The following is a 23,580-nucleotide window of genomic DNA, read 5'->3' as shown; positions in this document are numbered from 1 at the left end:
TCGCATGGCCAAGATTGACAATTGCATCGTCGTTGACCTCGATGGCACCCTCGTTATGACGGATATGCTGGTGGAGAATCTATTTCTCTTCCTGCGGACGTACCCGTGGCGGGTGTTCAGCCTGTTCGCCTGGCTGCTGAAGGGCAAAGCCTATTTCAAAAGCAGGCTGGCTGATGCGGTATTGCCGCCTACGGAAAGACTGCCGTATAACGAAGCGCTGTTGGTCTGGCTGGATCAGCGCCGTCGCGCTGGGGCGAGACTGGTATTGGCGACTGCATCTGACCACCGTATCGCCCAAAGGGTGGCAGACCATCTTCGTATCTTCGATACGGTCCTGGGCAGCCAGCCACACGTGAACCTGTCGGCGCGCCGAAAGCGAGAGGCTCTTGTAGGGCTGTATGGCGAGCGTGGCTTCGAGTACATCGGCAATTCGGCCGCGGATCTCAAGGTCTGGGACGCGGCCTCGTTGATCCATGTCGTCAATCCGGAGCGCGGCGTATTGAGCGCCGCCCGCAAGCTGGGTGACATCGGCGAAGTTTTCGATAGTCGGCCTGGATACCTTAAGGCCGTGCTAAAAGCTCTGCGGGTACATCAGTGGGCGAAGAATCTACTTTTGTTTGTCCCGCTGTTGGCGTCGCATCGATTGTTCGAAATGGCTTTGACCATGCGCGGTGCGCTTGGCTTTCTCGCATTTAGTCTATGCGCGTCCAGCGTTTATTTGCTCAATGATCTGCTGGATCTGCAGGATGACCGGCAGCATCGCACCAAACGCTTCCGCCCCCTTGCCGCGGGGACATTGCCCATTGTTCACGGCCTGGTCTTGATGCCTGCGCTGCTAGCCGCGGCGCTGTTGATCGCGCTTCTGTGGTTGCCACTCTCTTTCCTTGCGGTACTTGCAGGCTATTATTTGCTCACCTTGGCATATTCGCTGCGTCTGAAGCGGGTCGTCATGCTGGATGTGGTCACGCTGGCCATGTTGTATACCGTGCGGGTGTTTGCCGGCGCGGCGGCGATGTCGCTGGTTACGACTTTTTGGATTCTGGCGTTTTGCATTTTCATTTTTCTAAGTTTGGCTTTTGTCAAAAGGTATACCGAACTGCGTGAAGCACGCCAGAAGGGAAAGATGGATAAATCGGCTGGGCGCGGCTATTACCCCAGCGATTTCGAACTGCTCGCGTCCTTGGGTGGATCGTCCGGTTATATATCCGTGCTGGTGCTGGCGCTATACATCAACGATGCATCGTTCGGTTCCCTGTACCGCCGTCCGGAATGGATGTGGGCTGCGTGCCCCCTGCTGTTGTACTGGTTGAGCCGAGTTTGGCTGCTTGCGCACCGAGGTGAAATGCACGACGACCCTATCGTATTCGCATTGCGCGACCGAACCAGCCGGTGGGTATGCGTGCTGTTTCTCTTGGCCTTTGCCTTGGCCTCCTTCTGATGCCAAAGCAATTGTCGTGGGGCCGTTATCCGAGACGCCCGCAAACCTTGCATCCGGTCGCTTGGCCGGGTGATGTAACCGCCACGCTGCGGGATTGGAAGGACGGGCCTACCTTGGCTTTCGGCTGCGGCCGCAGCTACGGCGATTCCTGCCTGGCCGCGTCCAACCACGTCATTGCGATGCGCGGCCTGGACCGCTTTGAACATGTGGATTGGGACAGCGGCTTGATTCGCGCCCAAGCGGGTATCACGATCGGTGAGGTGATTGCGCAAGCGTTACGGCGAGGCTGGTTCGTGCCGGTGACGCCAGGGACCAAATTCGTCACGCTGGGCGGGGCGGTCGCCAACGATGTCCATGGAAAGAACCACCATGTCATGGGTACCTTCGGCAGGCATGTGCGGCGCATTGTCCTGTATCGCACCGATGAGGGCGTGGTGGCGTGTTCACCTACCGACCGGCCGGAACTGTTCGCCGCGACGATAGGTGGGCTGGGCCTGACCGGCGTGATATTGAGTGTCGAATTGCAGCTGCGGCCAGTGGCTTCCGGCCTGATCGCGCAGCGCTCTATCCGGTTTGGCGATCTCGATGAGTTTTTCGCCTTGAGCCGCGAACATGACCATGCCCACGAATATACGGTTGCGTGGGTCGATTGCCTTGCGACGGGAAGGAGTGCCGGGCGCGGCCATTACATCTTCGGCGACCACACGGAAGGCGACGATAGGCGGGCTGCTGCGCCAGGTCGTTTGGCCATGCCCATTGACCCGCCGTTCTCGTTGGTCAACGGTCTTTCGCTGCGGATGTTCAATACGCTCTATTACCATCGCCAGCGGGCGCGAGAGGTCAAGCGGGTGGTGGGTTATGACCCCTTCTTCTACCCGTTGGACAAGCTGTGCGCCTGGAACCGAATGTATGGCCGCAAAGGGTTCCAGCAGTACCAGTGCGTTGTGCCTGCCGCCGTGGCAAAAGATGCGATAGGGGCCATGATGGCCGAGATAGCGCGCAGCGGCATGGGTTCTTTTCTGGCCGTGCTCAAGCATTGCGGGGACATCTCGTCGCCGGGCAAGATGTCATTCCCGATGCCCGGTGCGTCGCTGGCATTGGATTTCCCGCAACGCGAACCGGCGATCACGCGGTTGTTCTCCCGCTTGGACAACATCGTCCACGAGTCAGGTGGACGCCTATATCCCGCGAAGGATGCGCACATGAGCGCGTCGCATTTCCGCAGCGCGTACCCCGGTTGGATAGAGGTCGAAGCGTTGCGGGATCCACTCTTGATGTCCCATTTCTGGAAGCGTGTTGCGCTATGAGTCTGCATATTGTCATTTTCGGCGCCACATCCGGTATCGCGCAGGCGGTTGCCCGGCGTTATGCCACCGAGCAGGCTGCCCTGTTCCTGGTCGCTCGCGACTCCGAAAAACTGGCCTTAGTGTCGGCGGACCTGAAGGCGAGGGGGGCAAGCCAGGTTCATGCCTTCAGCATGGACGCGACGGACTATGCGCGCCTCGATGAGCTATGCGACAGCGCGTGGTCGAGTTTGCATCATGTCGACGTCGTGCTTATCGCGCACGGTACGCTACCCGATCAAAAACGCACACAGACCGACCTGGATTATGGTGTGCACGAGTTTCGCGTAAATGGCGAAAGTGCTATTGCCTGCATGACCGTACTCGGCCGGCGTCTCCAGGAACAGGGGCGCGGCGTGCTTGCGGTGATCGGATCGGTGGCGGGAGATCGTGGGCGCGGCAGTAATTATCTTTACGGTGCGGCAAAGGCCGCCGTGGATGCCTTTGCCTCGGGCTTGCGGGCGCGATTATTCAAGGCCGGAGTGCATGTCCTGACCATCAAGCCCGGATTCGTGGCGACCCCGATGACTGCGGGCCTGGACCTCCCGCCGCGACTGACCGCCCAGCCCGACGAGGTGGCCGGCGACATCATCCGCGCTATCTCCAGGCGGAAGGATATGCTGTATACCCCTGGCTTCTGGCGGCTCATCATGGCCATCATCCGGCTGGTGCCCAATTTTATTTTCAAACGCAGCAAGCTCTGAAGCACCATACGCCGCTGCGAACCGCCAGTCGGTTCGCGCAATACAAGTAAGCAAGGAAGCTGAATCATGATCAACGACAAGATCGTCCTCCCTGGCGGTGCGGGACTGGTAGGCCAGAATCTAGTCGCCCGGCTGAAAGCCCGTGGGTATAACAACATCGTCGTGCTGGACAAGCATCGAGCGAACATGAAGGTGCTGCAGGCGGTGCAACCAGACATCACCGTGGAATACGCCGACCTTGCCGAACCGGGAGACTGGCGCCGGCATTTTGATGGCGCGGCAGTCGTGGTGATGCTCCAGGCGCAGATCGGCGGCAACTATTACGAGGAATTCGTTCGCAACAATGTCGAATCGACGCGGGTCATCCTGGATGCCATAAAAGCGCATCACGTATCGTACCTCGTGCATATCAGTTCATCGGTGGTGGAGTCGGTCGCCGACGACTTTTACACGAATACCAAAAAGGAACAGGAAAAGATCGTTTTGGAGAGCGGAATTTCCTGCCCCATCCTTCGCCCGACCTTGATGTTCGGATGGTTCGATCGCAAGCACCTTGGCTGGCTGGCACGCTTCATGAAGCGCGTGCCAGTGTTTCCGATCCCGGGCAATGGCAAATACATGCGCCAACCTTTGTATTCGGGAGACTTCTGCAATGTGATCATCAGCTGCATCGAGCGGCGGATTCCCGGTGGCATCTTCAACATTTCCGGCCAGGAACGCATCGACTATATCGATATCATCCGCGTCATCAAGCGTGCTACCTCCGCGCGTGCCGCCATCGTCAAAATTCCTTATGGTCTTTTTCATTTCCTCTTGAGAATCTGGGGGAGCCTGGACCGTAATCCGCCGTTTACCACGCAGCAGTTGGAAGCCCTGGTTGCGAAGGACGAGTTCGAGGTGATCGACTGGCCAGGGCTCTTCGGCGTGCAGTACACGCCCTTTGCCAAGGCCATCGACGAAACCTTCAACGACCCCAAGTACGGTCGTATCGAACTGGAGTTTTGACATGGTCGATCAGGCGAAAGATCGAATAGCTGTACTGGGCGCGGGTCCCATGGGGCTCGCCGTGGCCTATCAGCTGGCGAAGGACGGCTATAACCCCGTCGTTTTCGAGGCCGATGATCGGGTCGGCGGGATGACCGCGACCTTCGATTTCGGCGGGCTCTCCATCGAGCGCTATTACCACTTCCATTGCATTTCCGACACGGCTTTTCTGGAGATGCTGGAAGAGCTCGGTCTTGCCGACAAGATGCGTTGGACCGAGACCAAGATGGGCTATTACTACCAGCAGCGCCTGCAGCCATGGGGCAACCCCTTGGCTCTGCTGCGGTTCAAGGGACTGGGCATGATGGCTAAGTTCCGTTATGGACTTCATGCCTTCCTATCCACGCGCCGGAAAGACTGGCGCCCGTTGGACAATGTCGAGGCAACCAGCTGGATAAAGAAATGGGTCGGCAAAGAAGCCTATGAGGTCCTTTGGCGCAAGCTGTTCGATCTGAAGTTCTATGACTACGCCGAAGGCCTGTCCGCGGCATGGATCTGGAGCCGCATCCGACGCATTGGTCGATCGCGCTATGACCTGTTCCGGGAAAAGCTGGGTTACCTCGAGGGCGGATCGGACACGCTGTTGCAAGGCATGCGGCGCGCGATCGAGGCGCGTGGCGGTGAGTTCAAGCTGAGCACTCCCGTGTCGAAGGTCGTTATCGCGGACGGCCAGGTACAAGGTATTGAGAGCAAGGGAGAGTTGCATTCCTTCAGCAAGGTCGTTAGCACGGTGCCTTTGCCTTATGTGCCGCGCATCATGCCCGACCTACCGAGGGAAATACTCGAGAAATTCCAGGCGCTGCGGAATATCGCAGTGGTATGCGTGATCGCCAAGCTGCGGAAGCCGGTTACCGAGAACTTCTGGCTGAACACGAATGATCCCGATATGGACATTCCGGGAGTGGTTGAATACACCAACCTGCGCCCCTTGGACTGCCATGTGGTCTACGTGCCTTTCTATATGCCGGGCGAACACCCCAAGTACCAAGAGCCGGATCAGGTCTTTCTCGATAAGGTACGGCGCTACTTGAAGTCGATCAATCCCGTCCTCACGGACGATGATTTCATTGATGTGCGCGCCAGTCGCTATCGTCATGCTCAGCCCATCTGCGGGCCGGGATACTTGGACGGGCTGCCCCCCGTATCCCTGCCGGTACAGGGCTTGTGGGTCGCGGACACCTCGTATTACTACCCGGAAGATCGGGGCATCTCGGAGAGCATTGGCTTCGGCCGCCGCATCGCCAGGATGGCCGAAGGCGTGGAGAGGGCGTGAAGCGCTGGGCGACTGCGGCGGGCATCCGGTGTGTAGTCGGAACTGCAGTGCTGCTTTCCGTGGTTTGCAGGATAGTCCCACTGTCGCCGCACATGCCGGAAGGTGGCCTTGATCCGTCGTGGCGCTATGCACTGAACCAAGCCATGTCGCAAGGGCTTGTCTTCGGAAGAGACATCATCTTCACCTTGGGGCCTTACGCACCCGTTTATACGGCCGCCTACCATCCGGCTACTGATGGGCTGATGGTTGGTGCCGCCCTCTATTTCGCGTTATCGACTGGACTACTGCTCGTCTTCCTGGGCATCCGCCACAGATTATGGATGCCGGTGCTAGTGACGATCGCACTGATGATTTCCGCTTCGTACGCGGGAGATGTTCCTTACCTACTGTATGGGCTATTGGTCGCCCTGGCCGTTACGGAGATTGATGACACTTGCCCTGATCGCCCAATCGCTAGGCGGCGACTCCTGGCGCTAGGCGGAATCTTTCTCCCACTTGGCCTACTGCCGCTAATAAAGGGATCGTTCTTCATTATCAGTGCAGTTGCCGTGCTCCTGACAGCGGGCCTATGGTGTTACCGGGCTCGCTACGTCGAGGCGGTGGCTGTTGTTCTCCTTCCGATAGGAGGATCAATCGCCTTCTGGCTGATCGCGGGACAGCCGATTGGTGGTTTACCCGACTACTTGCGCGCCATTTTCCTCGGTATCTCCGGATATACGGAGGCCATGTCGGTCGAGGGACAAGTACGTGAAATAGCTTTTTACCTGGGCATGGGTGTGATTCTCCTGCTGAGTTTGATTGGAGCCCAGATTGGCCGGACGGCAGTCAAGGTGTATCTGGTGGTCATGCTTGGGATGATTCTTTTCCTGGCATTCAAAATTGGATTTGTGCGTCACGATGGACACGCGAGGGCGGCAACTTCCTTCCTCTTGTTAACCTCGCTTTGCCTAGCGCCGATTATCAAGTTACCTCTGCGTCTCGCCTCTGTTGCCGGAGCTCTTGGATTGGCTGTGCTGTCCGCCAACATTTATTCGCGACTTGACCTGCCTGTGGTCGTTGGAATTTTTTCTGACACCTACACGCGCGCCTTTGCGGGCTTGAAAACCCGGTTATCCGACGGAAATGAGCTGGTGTCCCGATTTAAGGCTGCAAATGGCCGGATAGCCCAGGACTCGACGCTGCCGAAACTGGAGGGTACCGCTGACATATACTCCTATAACCAATCCAGCATCTTTGCTGTCGACAATGATTGGGACCCTCGTCCGGTGTTTCAGAGCTACGCAGCCTATACACCGGCTATGTTGAAATTGAATGCGCGGCATCTACAGGGTGACAAAGCGCCAGATAATATAATTTTCAATATTGAGCCAATTGACGGCCGGATGCCGTCCATGGAGGACGGCGCTAGCTGGCCCGCAATATTGACAAATTATCGGCCAGTAAAGCTGACCGATCGTCTTCTGCTCCTCAAGAAAGTTGCAAGTCCAACCGACATTCGGGAAGGACTTATAAGCACGGGCCGCTACTCTATGGGCGAGAAAGTTGACGTTCCGAAAAATGGCCGGCTGGTCTTTGCGGAAATCGACATCTCCCAAAGCCTTATCGGTCGGGCCGCCAATTTTCTGTTCAAGCCGAGCCCACTGCGCATCGAATTCACCCTGGCAAACGGCCAGACACGCACATACAGACTTATTTCAGGTATGGTCAGAACCGGAATTTTGGTGTCGCCATTGGTTGAGAATACGATGGAATTTTCGCTATTGTATGATCGCCAGAACTTTATGATTAACAACAATGTGCGATCGTTTCGCATATTCCCCGCGTCGCTTGCGGGCGAATGGAACGAGCATTACGATGTCAAATTTAAGGCTCTGTACACGCCTGAGTACGATGGCATAAAAAAGCTGATAAAATTCGATCCCGTATTTTCTGTCCCGGAAAATATTTCCACGAACGAGTACGCCGAGTGCGACGGTGGCATCGACACGGTCAATGGCGTTGCTCCTCAGGCCGGACAGAATCTTGGTCCGCTAGGGTGGTTGGACCTCAAGGGATGGCTGGCCGAGTCTTCAGCCCGGGGGATAGTCCCCCAGGAGAAACTGGTTGTTCTCACAGATAGCACAGGCCGGCGCAGTTTTTTCCAAACCCGATCAGTGACACGCCCGGATGTTGGAGCTTACTTCCATAAGCCTCAGCTTAGTGCTGCGGGCTACGCTGCTATGATCGATATGACCGGTGTGGCTGACAAGTACACTATCGGATTGGCATACATTAAAAAGAACGTTCTGCGGATATGCTCAGGAGTCCGGATATCGGTGCAAGGGGCGAGAGCCCCGTAACTTCAGAATCGTTCAATTATGTGTATTGACTTGACGTGAGAAAATTTGGCGGATTTCGACAGTGTTGAAGCTTTTGTTCACCAAGCAGTTTCTCGGGTTTCTTGCGGCAGGTGCGTTAGCGGCCTTTCTGCATTGGCTCGCCCGGTTAGTGTTGAGCGAATGGTTTTCATTTCCCGTCGCGGTGGCGGTGGCTTACGCGGTTGGTATGTCAGTGGCATTTACGCTGAATAGTATTTTCGTGTTCCCGCATTCAGTCAAGCCTCGCCGAAAACAGGCCCGGGACTTTGTGATTGTTAACGCCCTTTTTTTTCCGGTGGTTTGGGGTGCGTCTGTGAGTATGGACCATTTGTTTAGGAAAGTTGGTGTGGGAGTCTATTCCGAGGCAGCCGCGCACGCGATCGCAGTTGCATTGCCTACATTCCTCACATTCTTTATTTATAAATTCTTTGCATTCAAGGACGCCTAGCATGGACGGTAAGGACCTGGCCGAACTATACCGTGTGCGGTTTTCGCAGGATCAGCTGCCCAGAAAGCGAGCAATCTGGGGTGTGATATGTCGGGATTGGCTGCAGAAGTTTGTCCAGCCTGGCGCGACAGTCGTCGATGTTGCGTGCGGCTATGGCGAGTTCATTAACAATATCGAAGCCAAGCGTAAAATTGCCATCGACCTGAATCCGGATGCCCGAAGTTTCCTCGGTGACGAGGTCGAGTTCCATCAGTGCCTGGCAACGGAGCTAGGATCAGCCGTGAGGGGGGAAGCCGACGTGATATTCACGTCCAACTTCCTCGAGCATTTGCCCGATAAACAGGTACTGAACGCGTTTCTGGATCAGGTAATGCTGGCCCTAAAGCCCGGTGGGAAATACATTATTCTTGGGCCAAATCTACGTTATTTGCCTGGCGAATATTGGGATTTTTTCGATCATCATCTGGGCTTGACTCACTTGTCTCTAAGCGAGGCCCTGCAATTGAAGGGGTTCAGTATAGACACGTGCATCGATCGTTTCCTGCCGTATACGACGCAGGGGGCCTTGCCGACACATCCCGGACTGGTAAAGGCTTACCTAAAATTACCCTTTGCGTGGCGGTTCCTGGGCAAACAATTCTTTATTATCGCTAAAAAGCCCTTAGCTTGACCGTTGACTGCCCTTTTCATAGTCAGCGGTTTAATTTCTACCAAGGGTATATCCCGTAATTACGAAGCGTGACAATGCATTGAAAGGAGTAGACGACAAGCGTGAGTACCTCACGCCCAGTATGCAACTAACTTACGAGATAGGTGATGCTGATGTCAGAAAACTTGAGCTTGTCCACACACCCTGAGTACGTAGCATGGCATGCGGGTACGCATCGTCTTCAGTATCTGAACAAGTGCATCGAGCATTACTATTCGACGCCGTTGATTCCCGATATTTCGACAGCGGATACCATGTATAACGAGTGGTATTTGCAAGTCGGCCACAGCGCGGCTGCGAATGTAATGCACGCCTTCCAATGCAGTTGGCTCATGCGGGTCAATCGGGCGCTTGACATGGCGTGCGGCCATGGCAGGGTGTTGCGGCATCTCGTTAATTTGTTCCCCGATGCCGAGTTTCATGCTTGCGACTTGGATCGAGAAGGAGTGGACTTCTGTCAGGAGACTTTCGGGATTAAGGGCATTTATTCCGTGGAGGATTTAACGAAAGTCGACTTCGTAACCAAATACGATCTGATTTGGGTCGGCTCGCTTTTTACCCATACGTCACAGGAAATCACTAAAAAGTGGTTGTCGCACCTGACACAGTTCCTCACCGAAACCGGAATCATGATCGCGACCTTCCATGGGCGTTGGAGCGAAACTGTTGCAGCGCAGGCGCCCTATATAAATCCCCAGGCGTGGTCCGAAATTCTCTCCGAGTATCGGGCTACAGGGTATGGATACCGGGACTATGAGCGGTCGGAGAACCACCAGTATATTCAAGGAAGCTACGGGATCTCTCTGTCCAGCGCCTCCGCAATTGCGAAGATCGTCGAGGCTGTGGAAGGAGTCAGGATTTTTTCATATCAAGAGCGGGCCTGGGCAGACCATCAGGACGTGATGGTCATTGGAAAGCCTGCACACAATATGGCGTGGAAGTAGCCGTCTTCCAGCGAGTATTACGTTATAGGCTCTCAGACGAGAGCCGCGATAGCGCCTCCGAGCGCTTTGTGGGTGAATGCAGGAATCAGCGGCAGCGTCAGCTCGTTGGGCGTAGCGTCACCTGTGCAGGTTTGTTAAGTTCACATTGTTTGACGCCATCATCCTCGCGAGATAACACGACCGCATCATAAGTGCCCGCCAATCCAGTTGTGTCAAGCATCGCGGAAAATCCCTGCCTTGGTATTCCCGTAATGGCAGGTGGGATGATCAACGCTCTTCCCGAGCGTACGATCACGCCGTTGCGGGCAAGTGCTAAAAGTACCCTGGGGATGTCTCGGGGGGCCGTAGCCGTCCTGCTTATCGAACCGTTCGCAATGACTATCCGCTCGGAGCCATCCGTCGCGCTATGCGGAAAGGCGTCCGTTGCGTCAATCCGGGCCTGGCAATCTCCCACGGGTGGAACTGGGTCGCCCCGCTTTATCGTCGCTGAGTCGGTTCCGTCGTCTCGCACCAAGACCGTACAAGATTCCGTTCTGCCGGCATAATAGCCTTGGTGCGCAAGAAACCTGTTTGCCACTTGGTGCGGGGTGGGCGTGTCAATGTTGTTGCACACCGCAATGGCACCGAGTGGGCTTGTGCCCAGGAAGCGCTGGGGATCATTCCAAACCTCGGTAAGCTTCCCCGGCCACTTTGGAACAGTGAATGTCCGCCGCTGGGTTAGATAAGCCATCTGGGAGGACCAATCATAGCCGTAAAGGACAAGCGCAGCATTACTGCTGGTGGATGCCTCAAGGGTACGTGCGACGGTTAGTTCTGGCAGGCGGGCCACACGGTCACGATATTGAGCTTCGGATTGATATACTTTCCGAAATTGGTATACCCCATGGCCTACGAAGGCCATGAGTAACACCAGTGATGTCAAGCGGGCTACATTGCCGGCCCTGGCCCACTGGCCAATCGCGAGTGCCAAGGCGGCGATCAGGAAGATAACACAGGCAGTAGGATAGTAGTCGTGAACGATATATAGATTGGTGAAGGTGAAGAAGGGCAACAACCCAAGAAGGAGCGTGACTAGCATTAGCTTGCGACGCACACCGAGCCTGCCAATACACAGGGCTGCTGCAATTACCCCCACTCCGAGAACGCCGGCAAGGTTTCGTTCGAATAGTCGTCCCCAGAGCACCTCTCGCCAGAATTGAGCGGAAACACGTTGGTGCATGGTGCCCCAATTCCATGTTGTCAATCCTGCGTTGGTTAAGTAGGCGCCCAGCGTGTTCTCCATGCGTACTTGGTTGGTGTATTCGGTCCACGCGAAGGCTAGAATGACAGGTGCGGCGAAAGCCAGTGCGTCGACCCAGTTGCCACGTAAAATGGAACGAAACCCGTGGCCGCGCCACACTCGCCCTGCGTTAATCAGCCAAACGGTTCCCAGGATCGCGACGACAGGCAACCCCGTTGTGACTTTTTGGAGCAGACTGAGACAGGTCCATAGCGAAAAGAATATCGCTGCCTTCGTTTTTCCCGGACCTTGTAGCATGTCTACAAAGTGCGGAAGTGAAGCAAATACAAAGAATAGTGCCGCAGTTTCGATCATGAATGTGCGCCCCCAATACATGTAGATAGGCGCGGAGAACAGCAAGCAGCAAAATACGAAAAATGCTTCCGGCGACAGCTGGAGTCGCCGTTGCAGCTTCAGCGCGGGGACAACACAGGCGGTTAGGAATCCAAAGGTCACCATCCGTCCGACGGGATCCATGGGCCAGTTGAACGCCCATGATATGCCGGCCACGATAGCTTGATAGACCGGGAATTCGAACGGAATCGCCCACGGCGCGCCCCCAATCGGGGTCTCGTATGCAAGTCGCCAACCATCCTGAATCATCCAATACGATGTGAGAGCGGTCTGCGCTTGCCGGAAATTAAAAAGATCTACAAGAGGCTGCGAGCGGTAGTGAATTGCATAGGTGGCCGCGATGCCATAGATGACGATGGCAGTGAACATCAACACTGCCTTGAGGGCTCTACTCGTTAGCATAGGAAGGGATATAAATTCATAGCCGGACGGCGTCGTCCGGCTATCTTAGTAAAAATGCCCAGCTTGTATCGGCATCAAAATTGGCGGACTGGCTTCGGCGTCCGGCCACCGAGCGGCCCCGCGATAGGAAGTGCTTCCGACCTGCTGTGTGGAGGCGTCTGCGGGGCGTCCGGACGCCGGGTGTACACATATATAGTTGTATCGAAGATGCGCGTACTACACGAAGAAACCGCCGTGCGTACCGCTCATGGCCGCTATTTTGGCCGGAGGAAGACCATGGTTTGATAGGCGTCTTGCAACAGAACATCCTGACCAATTACTTCCCACTCCGTCCAATTGCGCTGGATGTAATCCAAGGAGATTGAAGTGTCGCCGTATGTAATATCGCCATCCACGGATTCCCGCTTATGAGGGCGAAACGCGATACCCTTCTCATGATGGTCAGCATGAAGGCGGGACACGTCGATAGGGTTTATGTTCGCATGATGGTATTCCCAGTACGACAACGGCCGGATGGTCACCATCATTATGCCGTCACTTTTAATGGATTTTCTGCAGGCAGCCATGGCCGCTGATGCGGCGCGTTCCGACAAGTGTGTGAAGACCGAGAACGCGTAGATGAAGTCGAAATTTCCATCCTCGAAAGGCAGAGCCGATGGTAAATAGTCCGACTGCGCCAGATTCGCGCGGAGGCCTGCCTGTTTGCATAGTTCCAGTGACTTGTCCCAAGGATCGCAGCCATATATTTCGGATGGGTCGGTAAATCTATACATTAGTCGAATCAGACGTCCCCACCCGCATCCAAAATCCAGCACCCGAGCGCCGTCTAACCGCTTATTGGCAAACCGATACAGTCCGTTTTCCATGGCCCGTGCAATAGCACAAGTTTGAAAAAGCAGCGGATAACCGCTTGCCCCTGTCCATTGGATCTGGGTTTCTTCCGACGCCATGGCGGGTAGCGCCGCGCGCAGCTCGCTGTATTCGGGAGGGATGTGGAACAAGACGTCGGCGACGACGTCCGTAGGCAGGCTTCGCAACTTGCGGTACAGGGTCTCTCGGTCATGCGCAACTTCGGCCAATGCAATGTAAACCGCGTTTCGATCCATTTTGCACTCCGTTGACTGAACCAATATTCAGGGGAAGATTGAGCGCCATACGGCGCCGTGCCTATTTTTGTCTGCTGGGCCGCGGCAGGCTAGAGGGGCACGTGAGGCTGCCGGGTAATGTTACCCTACGCGGAACCGGTTTATATGTACCACCACTTTCATAGCCGTGAGTCCCTTTGAGTCTATAATTCTGCGCCTATCGATTTATAGTTCGTGCGGAGTCACCGCATCGTCGATCGCGCTGTCAATGGGTCTCGCTACGATGTCCTGTCTGTCAGCATGGGCGTTCTGACGGCTTCATACTGGATCCCGCAATTGAATACTGGCGCGTTCAACGAAAATTCTTCGCCCTCCGGCTCTCCGGATCGTGGTCAGCTAGGCGGTTCGTCTCGATCGGTCTCCGCAGCTGACGGCATTGCGTGGGTCATATTCGCCTTCGCCTTATGCCAATTTCTGTTCTTCACGATGAGGACACTCAACCAGCCCATCGTGGATATGTGGGGTTTTCGGCCTGCACAGACTGCGATCAGCGTTCAATACATGCTGAAGGGCTTGGGCTGGTTTGACAACATCGTGCCAGTGTTCGGCGAGCCCTGGAGCGTGCCTCTGGAGTTCCCGCTCTATCAGTGGTGCGTGACCGGGCTCGTGTGGTTAACCGGCAGCTCCATCGACGCGTGCGGAAGGGTCATCAGTGCCTTCTTCACTATCGTGGTTCTATGGCCGATTTGGATGTTTGCGAAGGACACGTTGGGCCAAAAGGGGCGACGCGTCGCGCTGCTTGTTGGCGCCATTTGGCTCTTATCGCCGGTAGTCGTGTTCTGGGGACGCTCATTTCTTATGGAGACGATGAGCGTCTTCCTGGCGGCTTGCTGGCTCGTTTTTTATGTCCGGTTCCTCCGCACACGCCGGCTGTCATGCTATGTCGCTTGCGCGGCGTTCGGCATGCTGGCAGCAGCCGTGAAGGTAACGACCTTTGCCGGGTTCGCGGTTGCAGGTTTCATGTATACCTGTGTATACCTGTGGGAAGTAAGACACGATATTAGCCGGCACATAGTGAAAGTCCTGATAGCCGGATCAAGTGTTGCCCTTTCCGCGATAGCGCTATTCGCATGGAATTCGCACACCAACTCCATTCTCGTGCAAAACCCGATTTCGGCGACGATCACTGTCTCGAGTAATCCCGGATGGTATTTCGGCTCCTGGCACGATCGGGTAAGCAAAGAGCTGTGGGACTGGACGATTCGTCTTCGGGAGCTGCCGGAAGCATTGGGCAATGGCTGGTGGGTCCTTGGAATTCCGCTGCTTTATCTAACCTTCACTAGCGTGAGGTTCGCTGTCGTTGCGGCTATGGCGCTTATCTCGTATCTCAGCGTCTATCTGATGTTCCCGCGGCTGCATATGTACAACGGGTACTACCAAGTCGAGAATGTGATTTTTCTTTGTGTGGCGGCAGTTGCCGTCATAGAGGCTTTTCTCCGGAGAAAACAAACCTTTCTCGCCTGCGCTGCTTTGGTGGTGGTCGTAGGCAGTCAGATTTCAGGACTATACGGGGGCCACTACGGTCCATTGCTGTTCGATGACCTTCACAAGCACCCTTATTACGAAGCCGGGCTAGAAGTCAAAGAGGTAACACCGCCCGATTCCGTAATTGTCGTTTTTGGAACGGGATGGGGGGCTGACCTGCCATATTTCGCAGAACGGCGGGGGCTTGTATTGACAAGCCCATTCGCGTCGCCCGCCCTGGTTCGCCGCATGCTATTCGAGGAGAGAAGCCGATGGTTGGGCGGAAGAAAAATAGGCGCGGTCATTGACTGCGCCGTCTTCGAGAATCAACGGATCGACCCGGGGCTAAAGCCGATTCTTGAGGAGCTGAAGCAAGAGATGGGGGGGCGGGTGATCCAGGTCTCCGGCTCCTTCCATGGGGCGTCGGTGAATCCGCCGGAGTGCACTATCTATCTGCCGCGCTAAGTGCTTAATTCAGATCAACAGCGCTTTTGGTCGACATTGGTCCTGTCCCGGCTTTGCAAACGTTCCGCAAGCGCCACGGCATCCCGTCGGCACTCCGGTACCGCGGTGCATTCCCAGAAGCTGCCTTTCACCGGAGGGCCGAGGGAAAAGAATTCCTTGGCCTGATCGGCGCCTACGGTCAACGCCAACTCAGAATCGGCTCCCAGCCCCATGCCGAGTAAGTCCAGTGGGATGGTCTCGTCGGCGGACATATGCTTTACAAGGCGCGAAGCACCGTCAAGATGCCCAGGACCTATGCAATTGACCACGTCCCGCGCCGCAATGGGCCCGCTTTGCCGGGCCTGATCCCGTAGCCATAGTTGGATCTCGCCTTCGGCATGCTGGGGCGGCACACATCGCTCTATCCGGCCTTTGTGGACGATAACCTGTCCCGAAGCCGCCATGCCGTCGAATATGTCCCGTACGACGGGCGCAACCCTGTGCCGGTGGTGGTCCCAGTAGGGGCGGACGTGTCGGAGAAAACGCCGGCGCTCGAAGGTGCCCAGTTGCTGCCACACCTTGGCTGTATGGGGCCGCAACAGGTCAAACAAACTTTGCCAGTCGATTCCTCGCTCCGCGGCCGATCGGGCGGCCTGCCGGAACTCGCGCATCGCTGTTCGTACATCCGCGGCCGCTAGCGTTATCGCTTCGGGCGACACCGCTGGCGGCATAGATTGCCCATTGTGCGCTAGGGGCACCAGCCCGCGCCGCGATATTACATGTATGGTTCCCGCATAATTTCGGTGGTGGAGCGCCATAACAATGTCGAGCATAGTCAGGCCTGACCCGACCAGGACGCAGGAATCGCCCTGCAGCAATGTGGAGACTACCCCTTCGGACCAAGGGTTGGCGTGGTAGCCCGGTGCTCCAATCAAGTCCCTTGCCCATGGGCCGGGCGATTCCGGCGGCGTATTGCCCAACGCCAGTACACAGGCCCGGCTATGCCAGTGGATCCCTGATTTGGTGCGTATGCGGATACCGTCAGCGTCCCGTTCCGCCGCGATGGCTTCGTCGGCGATGATTTCCACGTCGTGCCAAGAGGCTTCCCGTATCGTGTCCTGCAGAAGCTCGGCCAGGTAATCGCCATAGCAACCGCGCGGCAGATAGGCCTGCGCTCCTACCGAGTGAACCCAGGGTGGCTCTATGATCTGCGCTTCATGCCGTCTTGCCCACCGCACGAAATGGTCCGGGTCTTCGGGCAGCGCACTCATTCGGCCCGCTGGAACATTCAATAAATGGCAGGGCTCCGTGGTGCTATAAGCGATGCCGCGAGCAAGGCGCTGCCACGACTGCTCCACGAGCCTTAAGCGCATCGGCTGTTTGGCTCGCCGCAATAGTTGTACAGCGGTCATCGCGCCGCAGAAGCCGCCGCCGATGATCGTGATGTCGTCACACCCGTGGAATTCTGGCTGGGGGTGAGCTGATGCCGAAGTCGACTGCGATCTTGCCGTCATGGTGCGCTCCTACACCGAGACGTGCCCGTTGCTGGCGATAAAGGGTGGATTCAGCACGCCTGCTTTGCCATAGCGCAGGGGCGTGCCATCCAGGCACAGCACCTGTCCTCCGGCCGCCTCGAGAATCGCGTGTGCCGCGGCGACATCCCATTCGCAGGTCGGACCGAACCGTGGATAAAGATCCGCCGCGCCCTCGGCGATGCGGCAGAATTTCAACGAGCTGCCTGCTTGCACGAGCGAATGAGGGCCCAGCCGTCGAAGATAATCCTGGGTGGCGCTGTCCAGATGGCTGCGGCTGGCGATCACACGGGGCAAGGAAGCGGCGCAGGGGGTGCAAACGCTTAATTGCGACGGTCCCGTGCCTGTATCGCGCCAGGCTCCCAGGCCAGTCGCCCCCCAATATTCCAGGCCTAATGCGGGGGCGACGACGACGCCGGCAACCGCGGTCCCGTTGTCGATCAGGGCGATGTTGACCGTGAATTCGCCATTGCGATCCAGGAATTCCTTTGTGCCGTCCAAGGGATCCACCAGCCAGTAGCGCCCTTTGCGCGTGCGATGGGCATGCGAATCGGTGTCCTCTTCCGAAACCACGGGCAAGGCCTCGTCCAGCGCCGCCAATCCCGCGACGATGATACGGTGCGAGTCCATATCGGCTTCGGTCACCGGGCTGTCGTCGGCTTTCCGGGACACCTCAGGGGAAGCGCCGCGCGAGCATGCGTCGTAGACGGCCATGACCGCATGGCCGGCGTCACGTGCTACCTGGAGAACCGACGTGAGTTGTGAAGCGCTCAGCATTGTCGCAATTTATTAATGTGGTGATGAATTCACGCAATGCTACCTGAAACGTTCAGGCGTTGATGTAAAATTCAGCCATAACTGCAAATTGCGACACGCTTACATGGATGAATCCCCCTTGCATGGCCTGGACGCGTCTCGCGTCTGGGATACATCGACTGCTTTCGAGCACCTGCAGCGCGTAGCCGACGTAGGCACCAAGCGCACGGCGGAGCGCCGCCTGCAGGAGCTACTTGCCTTTCCTGCCCCCCTGGATGAGGACACTCTGGAGGATGACGGGGGACGCAAGCCCGTCACCCAGGTCATACAGCAAGTGGCGGAAGACGCGCGGTCGAAGCGGCACTTGGTTGTATTCGCGCAACTGGCGCCCTTGCCCGGAGGCCGTCCCTGCCTGCATTTGAATGACGCACGCGGCGGCCGCTATTGGATGCCGCTGTCCGATGACCTAAATGGACCGGTCGTCGCCCAGGCCCTGGGCGCCATGCAGAAGCATATCGGCAAACCCTTGACGGTGTTTCCGCATGGTGCGCTGGTCCCTCTGGTGCAATCCATGGAAGCCATTCCGCAAGTCGAGGCGCCTACCTTCGGCTATCCGCCCCGGCTGTCGTTCGCAGGGGCCACGGCCCGCGCCGCGGCGGGCCGGCACACCAGGACGCCGCACCTGGACCGCCTGGAGGCCGAAAGCATCCATATCATCCGGGAAGCCGTCGCGGAAGCCGACAACCCGGCGATGCTTTATTCGGTGGGGAAGGACAGTTCGGTCATGCTGCACCTGGCCAGGAAGGCGTTTTATCCCGCGCCGCCGCCGTTTCCGCTCGTCCATGTGGATACCCGGTGGAAGTTCCAGGAAATGTATCTGTTCCGCGACCGTATGGCACGGGACAGTGGCATGGATCTGCTCGTCCATGTGAACCCGGAGGCGATTGCACGGAACATCAATCCATTCGACCACGGTTCCTCGCTGCATACCGACATCACCAAAACCCAGGGTTTGAAGCAGGTCCTGGATGAGCGCCGCTTCGATATCGTCTTCGGCGGCGCGCGGCGCGACGAGGAAAAATCCCGTGCAAAGGAACGCATATTTTCTTTTCGGACGGCGGCGCATCGTTGGGATCCGAAGAACCAGCGACCGGAGCTCTGGAACCTTTACAACGCCCGTAAACGGCCCGGCGAAAGTATTCGCGCCTTTCCCTTGTCCAACTGGACGGAGCTGGATATCTGGCAATACATCTACAGCGAAGACATCCCGGTCGTGCCGCTGTATTTCGCCAAGGAGCGGCCGGTTATCGTGCGCGACGGCATGATCCTCATGGTGGACGATGACCGGATGCGGTTGGCTCCAGGCGAACGTATCCAGTTTCGCAAGGTCAGATTCAGGACGCTAGGGTGCTATCCATTGACGGGCGCGGTCGAATCCAATGCCGCGACGGTTCCGGAGATCATCCTGGAACTGATCGGCGCTCGCAGTTCGGAACGGCAGGGGCGTGCGATAGACACCGACGCCGCCGGCAGCATGGAAAAGAAGAAGCAAGAGGGTTATTTCTGATGGTTCGCAAGCAGAAAGCGGTGGTTGATCAGCACGGCGCCATGACGCGCGCGGTGCCCCCCGCGAGCATTGAAGCATTCATCGAGCAGCAGCAACAGCAAGATCTGCTGCGTTTCATCACCTGTGGCAGCGTGGACGATGGCAAAAGCACGCTGATCGGACGCATGCTCTGGGATGCCCAGACGTTGTTCGACGACCAGCTCGCCTCGTTGAAGGTGGAGTCGCGCAAGTACGGTACGCAGGGCGACGATATCGATTTCGCCCTTCTTGTCGACGGCCTGGCCGCCGAACGGGAACAGGGCATAACCATCGACGTGGCTTACCGGTTTTTCGCGACAAGCCGGCGCAAGTTCATCGTGGCGGATACGCCGGGCCATGAGCAGTACACCCGCAATATGGTCACGGGCGCCTCCACGGCGGATGTCGCCGTTTTGCTGGTCGATGCGCGGCAGGGCATCCTCACGCAAACGCGGCGGCACGCCTTCCTGGTATCGCTGGTGGGTATACGGCATGTGGTGGTAGCCGTGAACAAGATGGACCTCGTCGGCTATGACAAAGAAACGTTCAAGCGCATCGACGAGGCATTCCGGGCTTTCGCGGCGCCTCTTGGTTTCAAATCGATCACGGTCATCCCGGTGTCGGCGCTGAAGGGGGATAACATTACGTCCCGCTCGGCCCATACGCATTGGTATAGCGGTCCGACCCTGATGGCGTATCTGGAAACCGTGCAACCCGCGGCTGCCGTATCGAACCGTTTTATTTTCCCGGTCCAGTGGGTCAATCGCCCCGATTCGTCGTTCAGGGGGTTTGCCGGCACGGTGGCGGAGGGCGGTATTGCCGTGGGTGAAGAGATCAGGGTCACCTTGTCTGGACAGACAGCCAAGGTTGCCGACATCGTGACGATGGACGGTTCCCTGCAAGAAGCCACGGCAGGGCAGGCCGTTACCTTGCGGCTGGACCGTGAAATCGATGTTTCGCGCGGTGACGTCCTGGCGCGTTCCGCCCAGCCCCTGGATACCACGGACCAGCTGGAAGCCACCCTGGTATGGATGCACGAGGACACGGGACTGACCGGCCGCACGTATGACATCAAGCTCGCGACGCAGTGGGCTACCTGCACGTTGACCACCATCAAGTACAGGACGGACGTCAATACCCTTGCGCACGAGGCGACGAGGTCGCTGGGCCTGAACGACATCGGGGTATGCAATATCGCGATCAGCCGGCCGATGGCCTACGACACCTACGAGCATTCGCGCAGCCTGGGCAGCTTTATCCTGGTTGACCGATATACCAAGGCCACGGTCGCCGCCGGTATGATCCGCCATACCTTGCGGCGGGCGGAAAACGTACATCGCCAGGCGTTGACCGTGGACCGCGCCGCGCGCGAACGCCTGAACGGACACAAAGGCAGGGTGGTGTGGTTTACGGGGCTGTCGGGATCCGGCAAGTCGACCATCGCGAACGCGCTGGAATTCGCGTTGCACGCGCGAGGCCAGCGCACTTATCTGCTGGACGGCGATAACTTGCGGCAGGGGCTGAACAAGGATCTGGGATTCACGGATGCCGATCGGGTTGAAAATATCCGTCGCGTCGCGGAGGTGGCCCGCTTGATGATGGATGCCGGCCTGGTGGTGTTGACTGCCTTCATATCGCCCTTCCAACGGGAACGGCAAATGGCGCGCGAAGTCATCGGTGAGGAAAATTTTGTCGAGGTTTACGTCAGCACGCCGCTCGAAGTATGCGAATCCCGTGATCCCAAGGGACTGTACAAAAAGGCACGCGCGGGTAAGCTCCCCAATATGTCGGGAATCGGCAGTGCGTACGAGGCCCCGGAGACCCCGGATATTGTTGTCGACGCTTCCACCGAGCCGGTCAACGAGCTGGTCGATAAATTGTTGGCGAAGATAAGCACCTAAGGGCAGGCCGAGTCGCTTGACGCCAAGGGTGGAAAGCCTCCGGGGCCGAACTGTTTAGGCTTTAGAATACGGCGGCACATCCATCTTTGCGGTCCGTAACTTGCAAATTCTTATTGTTCGCACCTCGTCGCTAGGCGATCTTGTCCACATGCTGCCGGCCATTTCGGATATCGCGCGGCATGTGCCGGATGCTCATATCGACTGGATCGCCGAAGAGGCATTCGCGGAAATTCCCTCCTGGCATCCGGCCGTGGAAAGTGTTATCAAGGTCGCGCACCGGCGCTGGCGCAAGGCATGGTGGTCCGCGCAGGTCAGGGCCGAGCGCCGGGCGTTGCACGAAAGTTTGCGCGAAAAGCGATACGACGTGGTGCTCGATATGCAGGCTTTGCTGAAGTCCGCGTGGCTGGTCCGGCAGGCCCGGGGTGTACGCCATGGCCTGGATTGGAAGTCCGCGCGCGAGCCGCTGGCTTCGCTTTTCTATGACGTGCGGCACCGGGTGGAATTCTGGCAGCCGGCGGTGATCCGGCAGCGTACCCTGGCGGCATTGACCTTTGGTTATACGCCTGCTGGGCGCCCTGATTTTGGCCTTCAAGATTTTGTCCGGCAGGCCCAGACCGGTGCAAAAGATCGCGGTGCGGCGGCCGGCAACGGTGCCGACTATGCGGTGATCATGCCCAGCGCAAGCCGGCCGGACAAGTTGTGGCCCGACGAGGACTGGCGCGCGGTCTTCGGCCGTCTGCGCGACGCGGGATGCCGGCTGCGCCTGCTCGCGGGAAATGACGAAGAAGCCAAGCGGGCGGACACCCTGATCGCCGGGTTGGATGGTGCGGAAGTGGTGCCCCGTATGAATCTGACGTCCATTGCCCAGATGCTGGCGGGCGCAAGGTTGATGGTAGGCCTGGATAGTGGCCTGACGCATTTATCGGCCGCGCTTGGTCGCCCCACGGTAGGGATATACCGCGCATCGACACCGGTGCGCACGCCCTTGGTCGGGGACTCGTATACGGCCAGTCTTGGCGACCGCGGGGCGCCGCCTTCGCGAGACGTTGTCCTGGCCGCCGTCGAGCAGGCATTGGCGGCATAGCGCGCTTCATAAACGGAATTGGCGGCCGGCTTGCGACTCTATGACGAGATTTTTTTATACCCTTTTGCTACGTCTGTTTGCGCCGGTTATCTGGCTCTGGATGTACCTACGCGCCGGCGCGGGTAGGGAGGATTGGGAGATTTTTGCGCCGGCCCGTTTCGGCCGGTACCAGGATAAAGACTCACGTCCAGGGGTGGCGGGGCGTGTCTGGATACATGCGGTCAGCCTGGGTGAAACGCGCGCGGCGCAGCCCTTGATCAAGGCTGTGCTGGATCGGGGCCTGGCGGTCCTGCTGACCCACACAACCCCAACGGGCCGCGCGGAAGGCGCGCGTCTGTTTGCCGAAGCGATCGCCAGCGGGCAACTGCGGCAAACCTGGCTGCCCTATGATTTTCCCGGTTCGACAAGGCGGTTCCTCAGATTCTTCAAGCCGCGTTGCGGGATACTGATCGAACGGGAGGTCTGGCCCAACTTGATCCATGAGGCGGTGCGGGAAGGCGTGTCTGTCATCCTCGTCAGTGCGCGTTTGTCCGAAGGCGGGCTGCATCGGTCTCGGTGGGCCAGACGGGCGCTATTTCGAGCCTACTCGGCACTGGACCTGGTACTTGCTCAAACCCCGGCTGATGCCGACCGTTTGCGTAAGGTGGGCGCTTTCGGTCCGCATGTCGTCGGCAATCTGAAGTTCGATGTCAACTTGTCCCAGGCACAGCTGGCGGATGGGCGTCGATGGAAGGACGCGCTAGCGCGTCCGGTGATCGCCATCGCCAGTACACGGGATGGAGAGGAAGACTTGTTCGCTGCTGCCATCCAGCAGGCGGCAGCAGAGCTCGCTCCGGCCGGTGTGCTGCACATGCTGATTCCGCGCCATCCACAGCGGTTCGGCGATGTGGCAGCCGTTCTGCAGAAGTATCGTCTGGACTTCACGCGGCGGTCTATCGATGTGGAAATTCCGCCGCCACGTATGGCCGTGCTGTTGGGCGATACGCTGGGCGAGATGGCTTTTTATTACGCGGCAGCCGATGTCGCGATCATCGGTGGCGGGTTCGCGCCGTTCGGTGGCCAGAACCTGATCGAAGCCTGTGCGGCCGGGACGCCAGTGATTGTCGGGCCGCACATGCAGAATTTTTCTCAGGCGACTCAGGATGCCATTGCGGCGGGGGCGGCAATACAGGCCACCGATCCGGGCGATGCGCTGCGTATCGCCTATGCATTGTTGCGCGATCGTCGGCGTCTGGAAGCCATGCGGCAGGCAGCGCTGGACTGGACGGCCGCCCATACGGGTGCGACGAAGCGCATGATGGAAGCAATGCGGCCCTGGCTTGGCGCGGAGCTGGCAACCGACCGGGCCGGAATCCAAGGCGGTCGTTGACGGTT

The 23,580-nt window shown here is 57.8% G+C and carries 18 protein-coding genes; 14 read left to right on the top strand and 4 right to left on the bottom strand.

Annotated elements, in window-relative coordinates:
- Window positions 1-4: 4 nt before the first annotated feature.
- The 9 genes from CAL28_RS28005 to CAL28_RS27965 all read left to right on the top strand — a co-directional run bounded on the left by CAL28_RS28005 (window position 5) and on the right by CAL28_RS27965 (window position 10,260).
- Window positions 5-1,438, top strand: a complete 1,434-nt coding sequence (locus CAL28_RS28005; RefSeq protein ID WP_094844250.1) for a UbiA family prenyltransferase — start codon at window positions 5-7, stop codon at window positions 1,436-1,438.
- Window positions 1,438-2,745 carry an FAD-binding oxidoreductase gene (locus CAL28_RS28000; RefSeq protein ID WP_094844249.1) on the top strand — a complete coding sequence of 436 codons (1,308 nt, stop codon included), beginning with the start codon at window positions 1,438-1,440 and terminating at the stop codon, window positions 2,743-2,745. Before CAL28_RS28005 ends, CAL28_RS28000 begins: the two co-directional genes overlap by 1 nt.
- Entirely contained in the window at window positions 2,742-3,485 is a 744-nt protein-coding gene (locus tag CAL28_RS27995; protein ID WP_094844248.1) for an SDR family oxidoreductase, read from the top strand. The genes CAL28_RS28000 and CAL28_RS27995 overlap by 4 nt, the downstream gene beginning before the upstream one ends.
- Before the next feature lie 66 nt (window positions 3,486-3,551).
- The gene (locus CAL28_RS27990) at window positions 3,552-4,490 is read left to right on the top strand and encodes an NAD-dependent epimerase/dehydratase family protein (protein WP_094844247.1); all 939 of its coding nucleotides are present in this window, start codon (window positions 3,552-3,554) and stop codon (window positions 4,488-4,490) included.
- 1 nt (window position 4,491) lies between these two features.
- A complete protein-coding gene (locus CAL28_RS27985; RefSeq protein ID WP_094844246.1) occupies window positions 4,492-5,802 on the top strand; it encodes an NAD(P)/FAD-dependent oxidoreductase in 1,311 nt (436 codons plus the stop codon).
- A gap of 47 nt (window positions 5,803-5,849) precedes the next feature.
- Window positions 5,850-8,141: a hypothetical protein gene (locus CAL28_RS27980; protein ID WP_141218256.1), complete on the top strand. Its 2,292-nt coding sequence runs from the start codon at window positions 5,850-5,852 to the stop codon at window positions 8,139-8,141.
- 61 nt (window positions 8,142-8,202) lie between these two features.
- The gene (locus tag CAL28_RS27975) at window positions 8,203-8,607 is read left to right on the top strand and encodes a GtrA family protein (RefSeq protein WP_176464120.1); all 405 of its coding nucleotides are present in this window, start codon (window positions 8,203-8,205) and stop codon (window positions 8,605-8,607) included.
- A gap of 1 nt (window position 8,608) precedes the next feature.
- On the top strand, window positions 8,609-9,277 hold the full coding sequence (locus tag CAL28_RS27970) for a class I SAM-dependent methyltransferase (RefSeq protein ID WP_094844243.1): 669 nt from the start codon (window positions 8,609-8,611) through the stop codon (window positions 9,275-9,277).
- 146 nt (window positions 9,278-9,423) lie between these two features.
- Complete coding sequence (locus CAL28_RS27965; RefSeq protein WP_094844242.1) at window positions 9,424-10,260, top strand: class I SAM-dependent methyltransferase; 837 nt, start codon at window positions 9,424-9,426, stop codon at window positions 10,258-10,260.
- Between the two features lie 97 nt (window positions 10,261-10,357).
- On the opposite strand, the gene CAL28_RS27960 is transcribed toward CAL28_RS27965, so the two are convergent.
- A complete protein-coding gene (locus CAL28_RS27960) occupies window positions 10,358-12,262 on the bottom strand; it encodes a hypothetical protein (RefSeq protein WP_141218255.1) in 1,905 nt (634 codons plus the stop codon).
- 287 nt (window positions 12,263-12,549) lie between these two features.
- Window positions 12,550-13,401: a class I SAM-dependent methyltransferase gene (locus CAL28_RS27955; protein WP_094844240.1), complete on the bottom strand. Its 852-nt coding sequence runs from the start codon at window positions 13,399-13,401 to the stop codon at window positions 12,550-12,552.
- A gap of 279 nt (window positions 13,402-13,680) precedes the next feature.
- Between CAL28_RS27955 and CAL28_RS27950 the strand changes: the two genes are divergently transcribed.
- Window positions 13,681-15,369 (top strand): ArnT family glycosyltransferase, encoded by a 1,689-nt coding sequence (locus CAL28_RS27950; RefSeq protein WP_094844239.1) that lies wholly within the window; start codon window positions 13,681-13,683, stop codon window positions 15,367-15,369.
- 14 nt (window positions 15,370-15,383) lie between these two features.
- Here CAL28_RS27950 and CAL28_RS27945 read toward each other — a convergent pair whose 3' ends face one another.
- Complete coding sequence (locus CAL28_RS27945) at window positions 15,384-16,862, bottom strand: FAD/NAD(P)-binding protein (RefSeq protein ID WP_094844238.1); 1,479 nt, start codon at window positions 16,860-16,862, stop codon at window positions 15,384-15,386.
- Between the two features lie 9 nt (window positions 16,863-16,871).
- Window positions 16,872-17,657, bottom strand: a complete 786-nt coding sequence (cysQ, locus tag CAL28_RS27940; RefSeq protein WP_094844237.1) for a 3'(2'),5'-bisphosphate nucleotidase CysQ — start codon at window positions 17,655-17,657, stop codon at window positions 16,872-16,874.
- Window positions 17,658-18,207: 550 nt separating this feature from the next.
- Here cysQ and cysD point away from each other — a divergent pair.
- From cysD to CAL28_RS27920, 4 genes are all read left to right on the top strand, one after another.
- Entirely contained in the window at window positions 18,208-19,203 is a 996-nt protein-coding gene (gene cysD / locus CAL28_RS27935) for a sulfate adenylyltransferase subunit CysD (RefSeq protein WP_217906634.1), read from the top strand.
- Window positions 19,204-19,244: 41 nt separating this feature from the next.
- Window positions 19,245-21,122 carry a sulfate adenylyltransferase subunit CysN gene (gene cysN / locus CAL28_RS27930; protein ID WP_094844896.1) on the top strand — a complete coding sequence of 626 codons (1,878 nt, stop codon included), beginning with the start codon at window positions 19,245-19,247 and terminating at the stop codon, window positions 21,120-21,122.
- A 148-nt stretch (window positions 21,123-21,270) separates the two neighbouring features.
- Window positions 21,271-22,206 carry a lipopolysaccharide heptosyltransferase I gene (gene waaC, locus CAL28_RS27925; RefSeq protein ID WP_094844235.1) on the top strand — a complete coding sequence of 312 codons (936 nt, stop codon included), beginning with the start codon at window positions 21,271-21,273 and terminating at the stop codon, window positions 22,204-22,206.
- Window positions 22,207-22,246: 40 nt separating this feature from the next.
- Window positions 22,247-23,575, top strand: coding sequence for a 3-deoxy-D-manno-octulosonic acid transferase (locus tag CAL28_RS27920; protein WP_094844234.1), 1,329 nt, complete (start codon window positions 22,247-22,249; stop codon window positions 23,573-23,575).
- Window positions 23,576-23,580: the final 5 nt, after the last annotated feature.

This window comes from Bordetella genomosp. 11 (assembly GCF_002261215.1).
Lineage (GTDB): Bacteria > Pseudomonadota > Gammaproteobacteria > Burkholderiales > Burkholderiaceae_B > Bordetella_C.
This window is presented reverse-complemented; position numbering and strand designations above follow the sequence as displayed.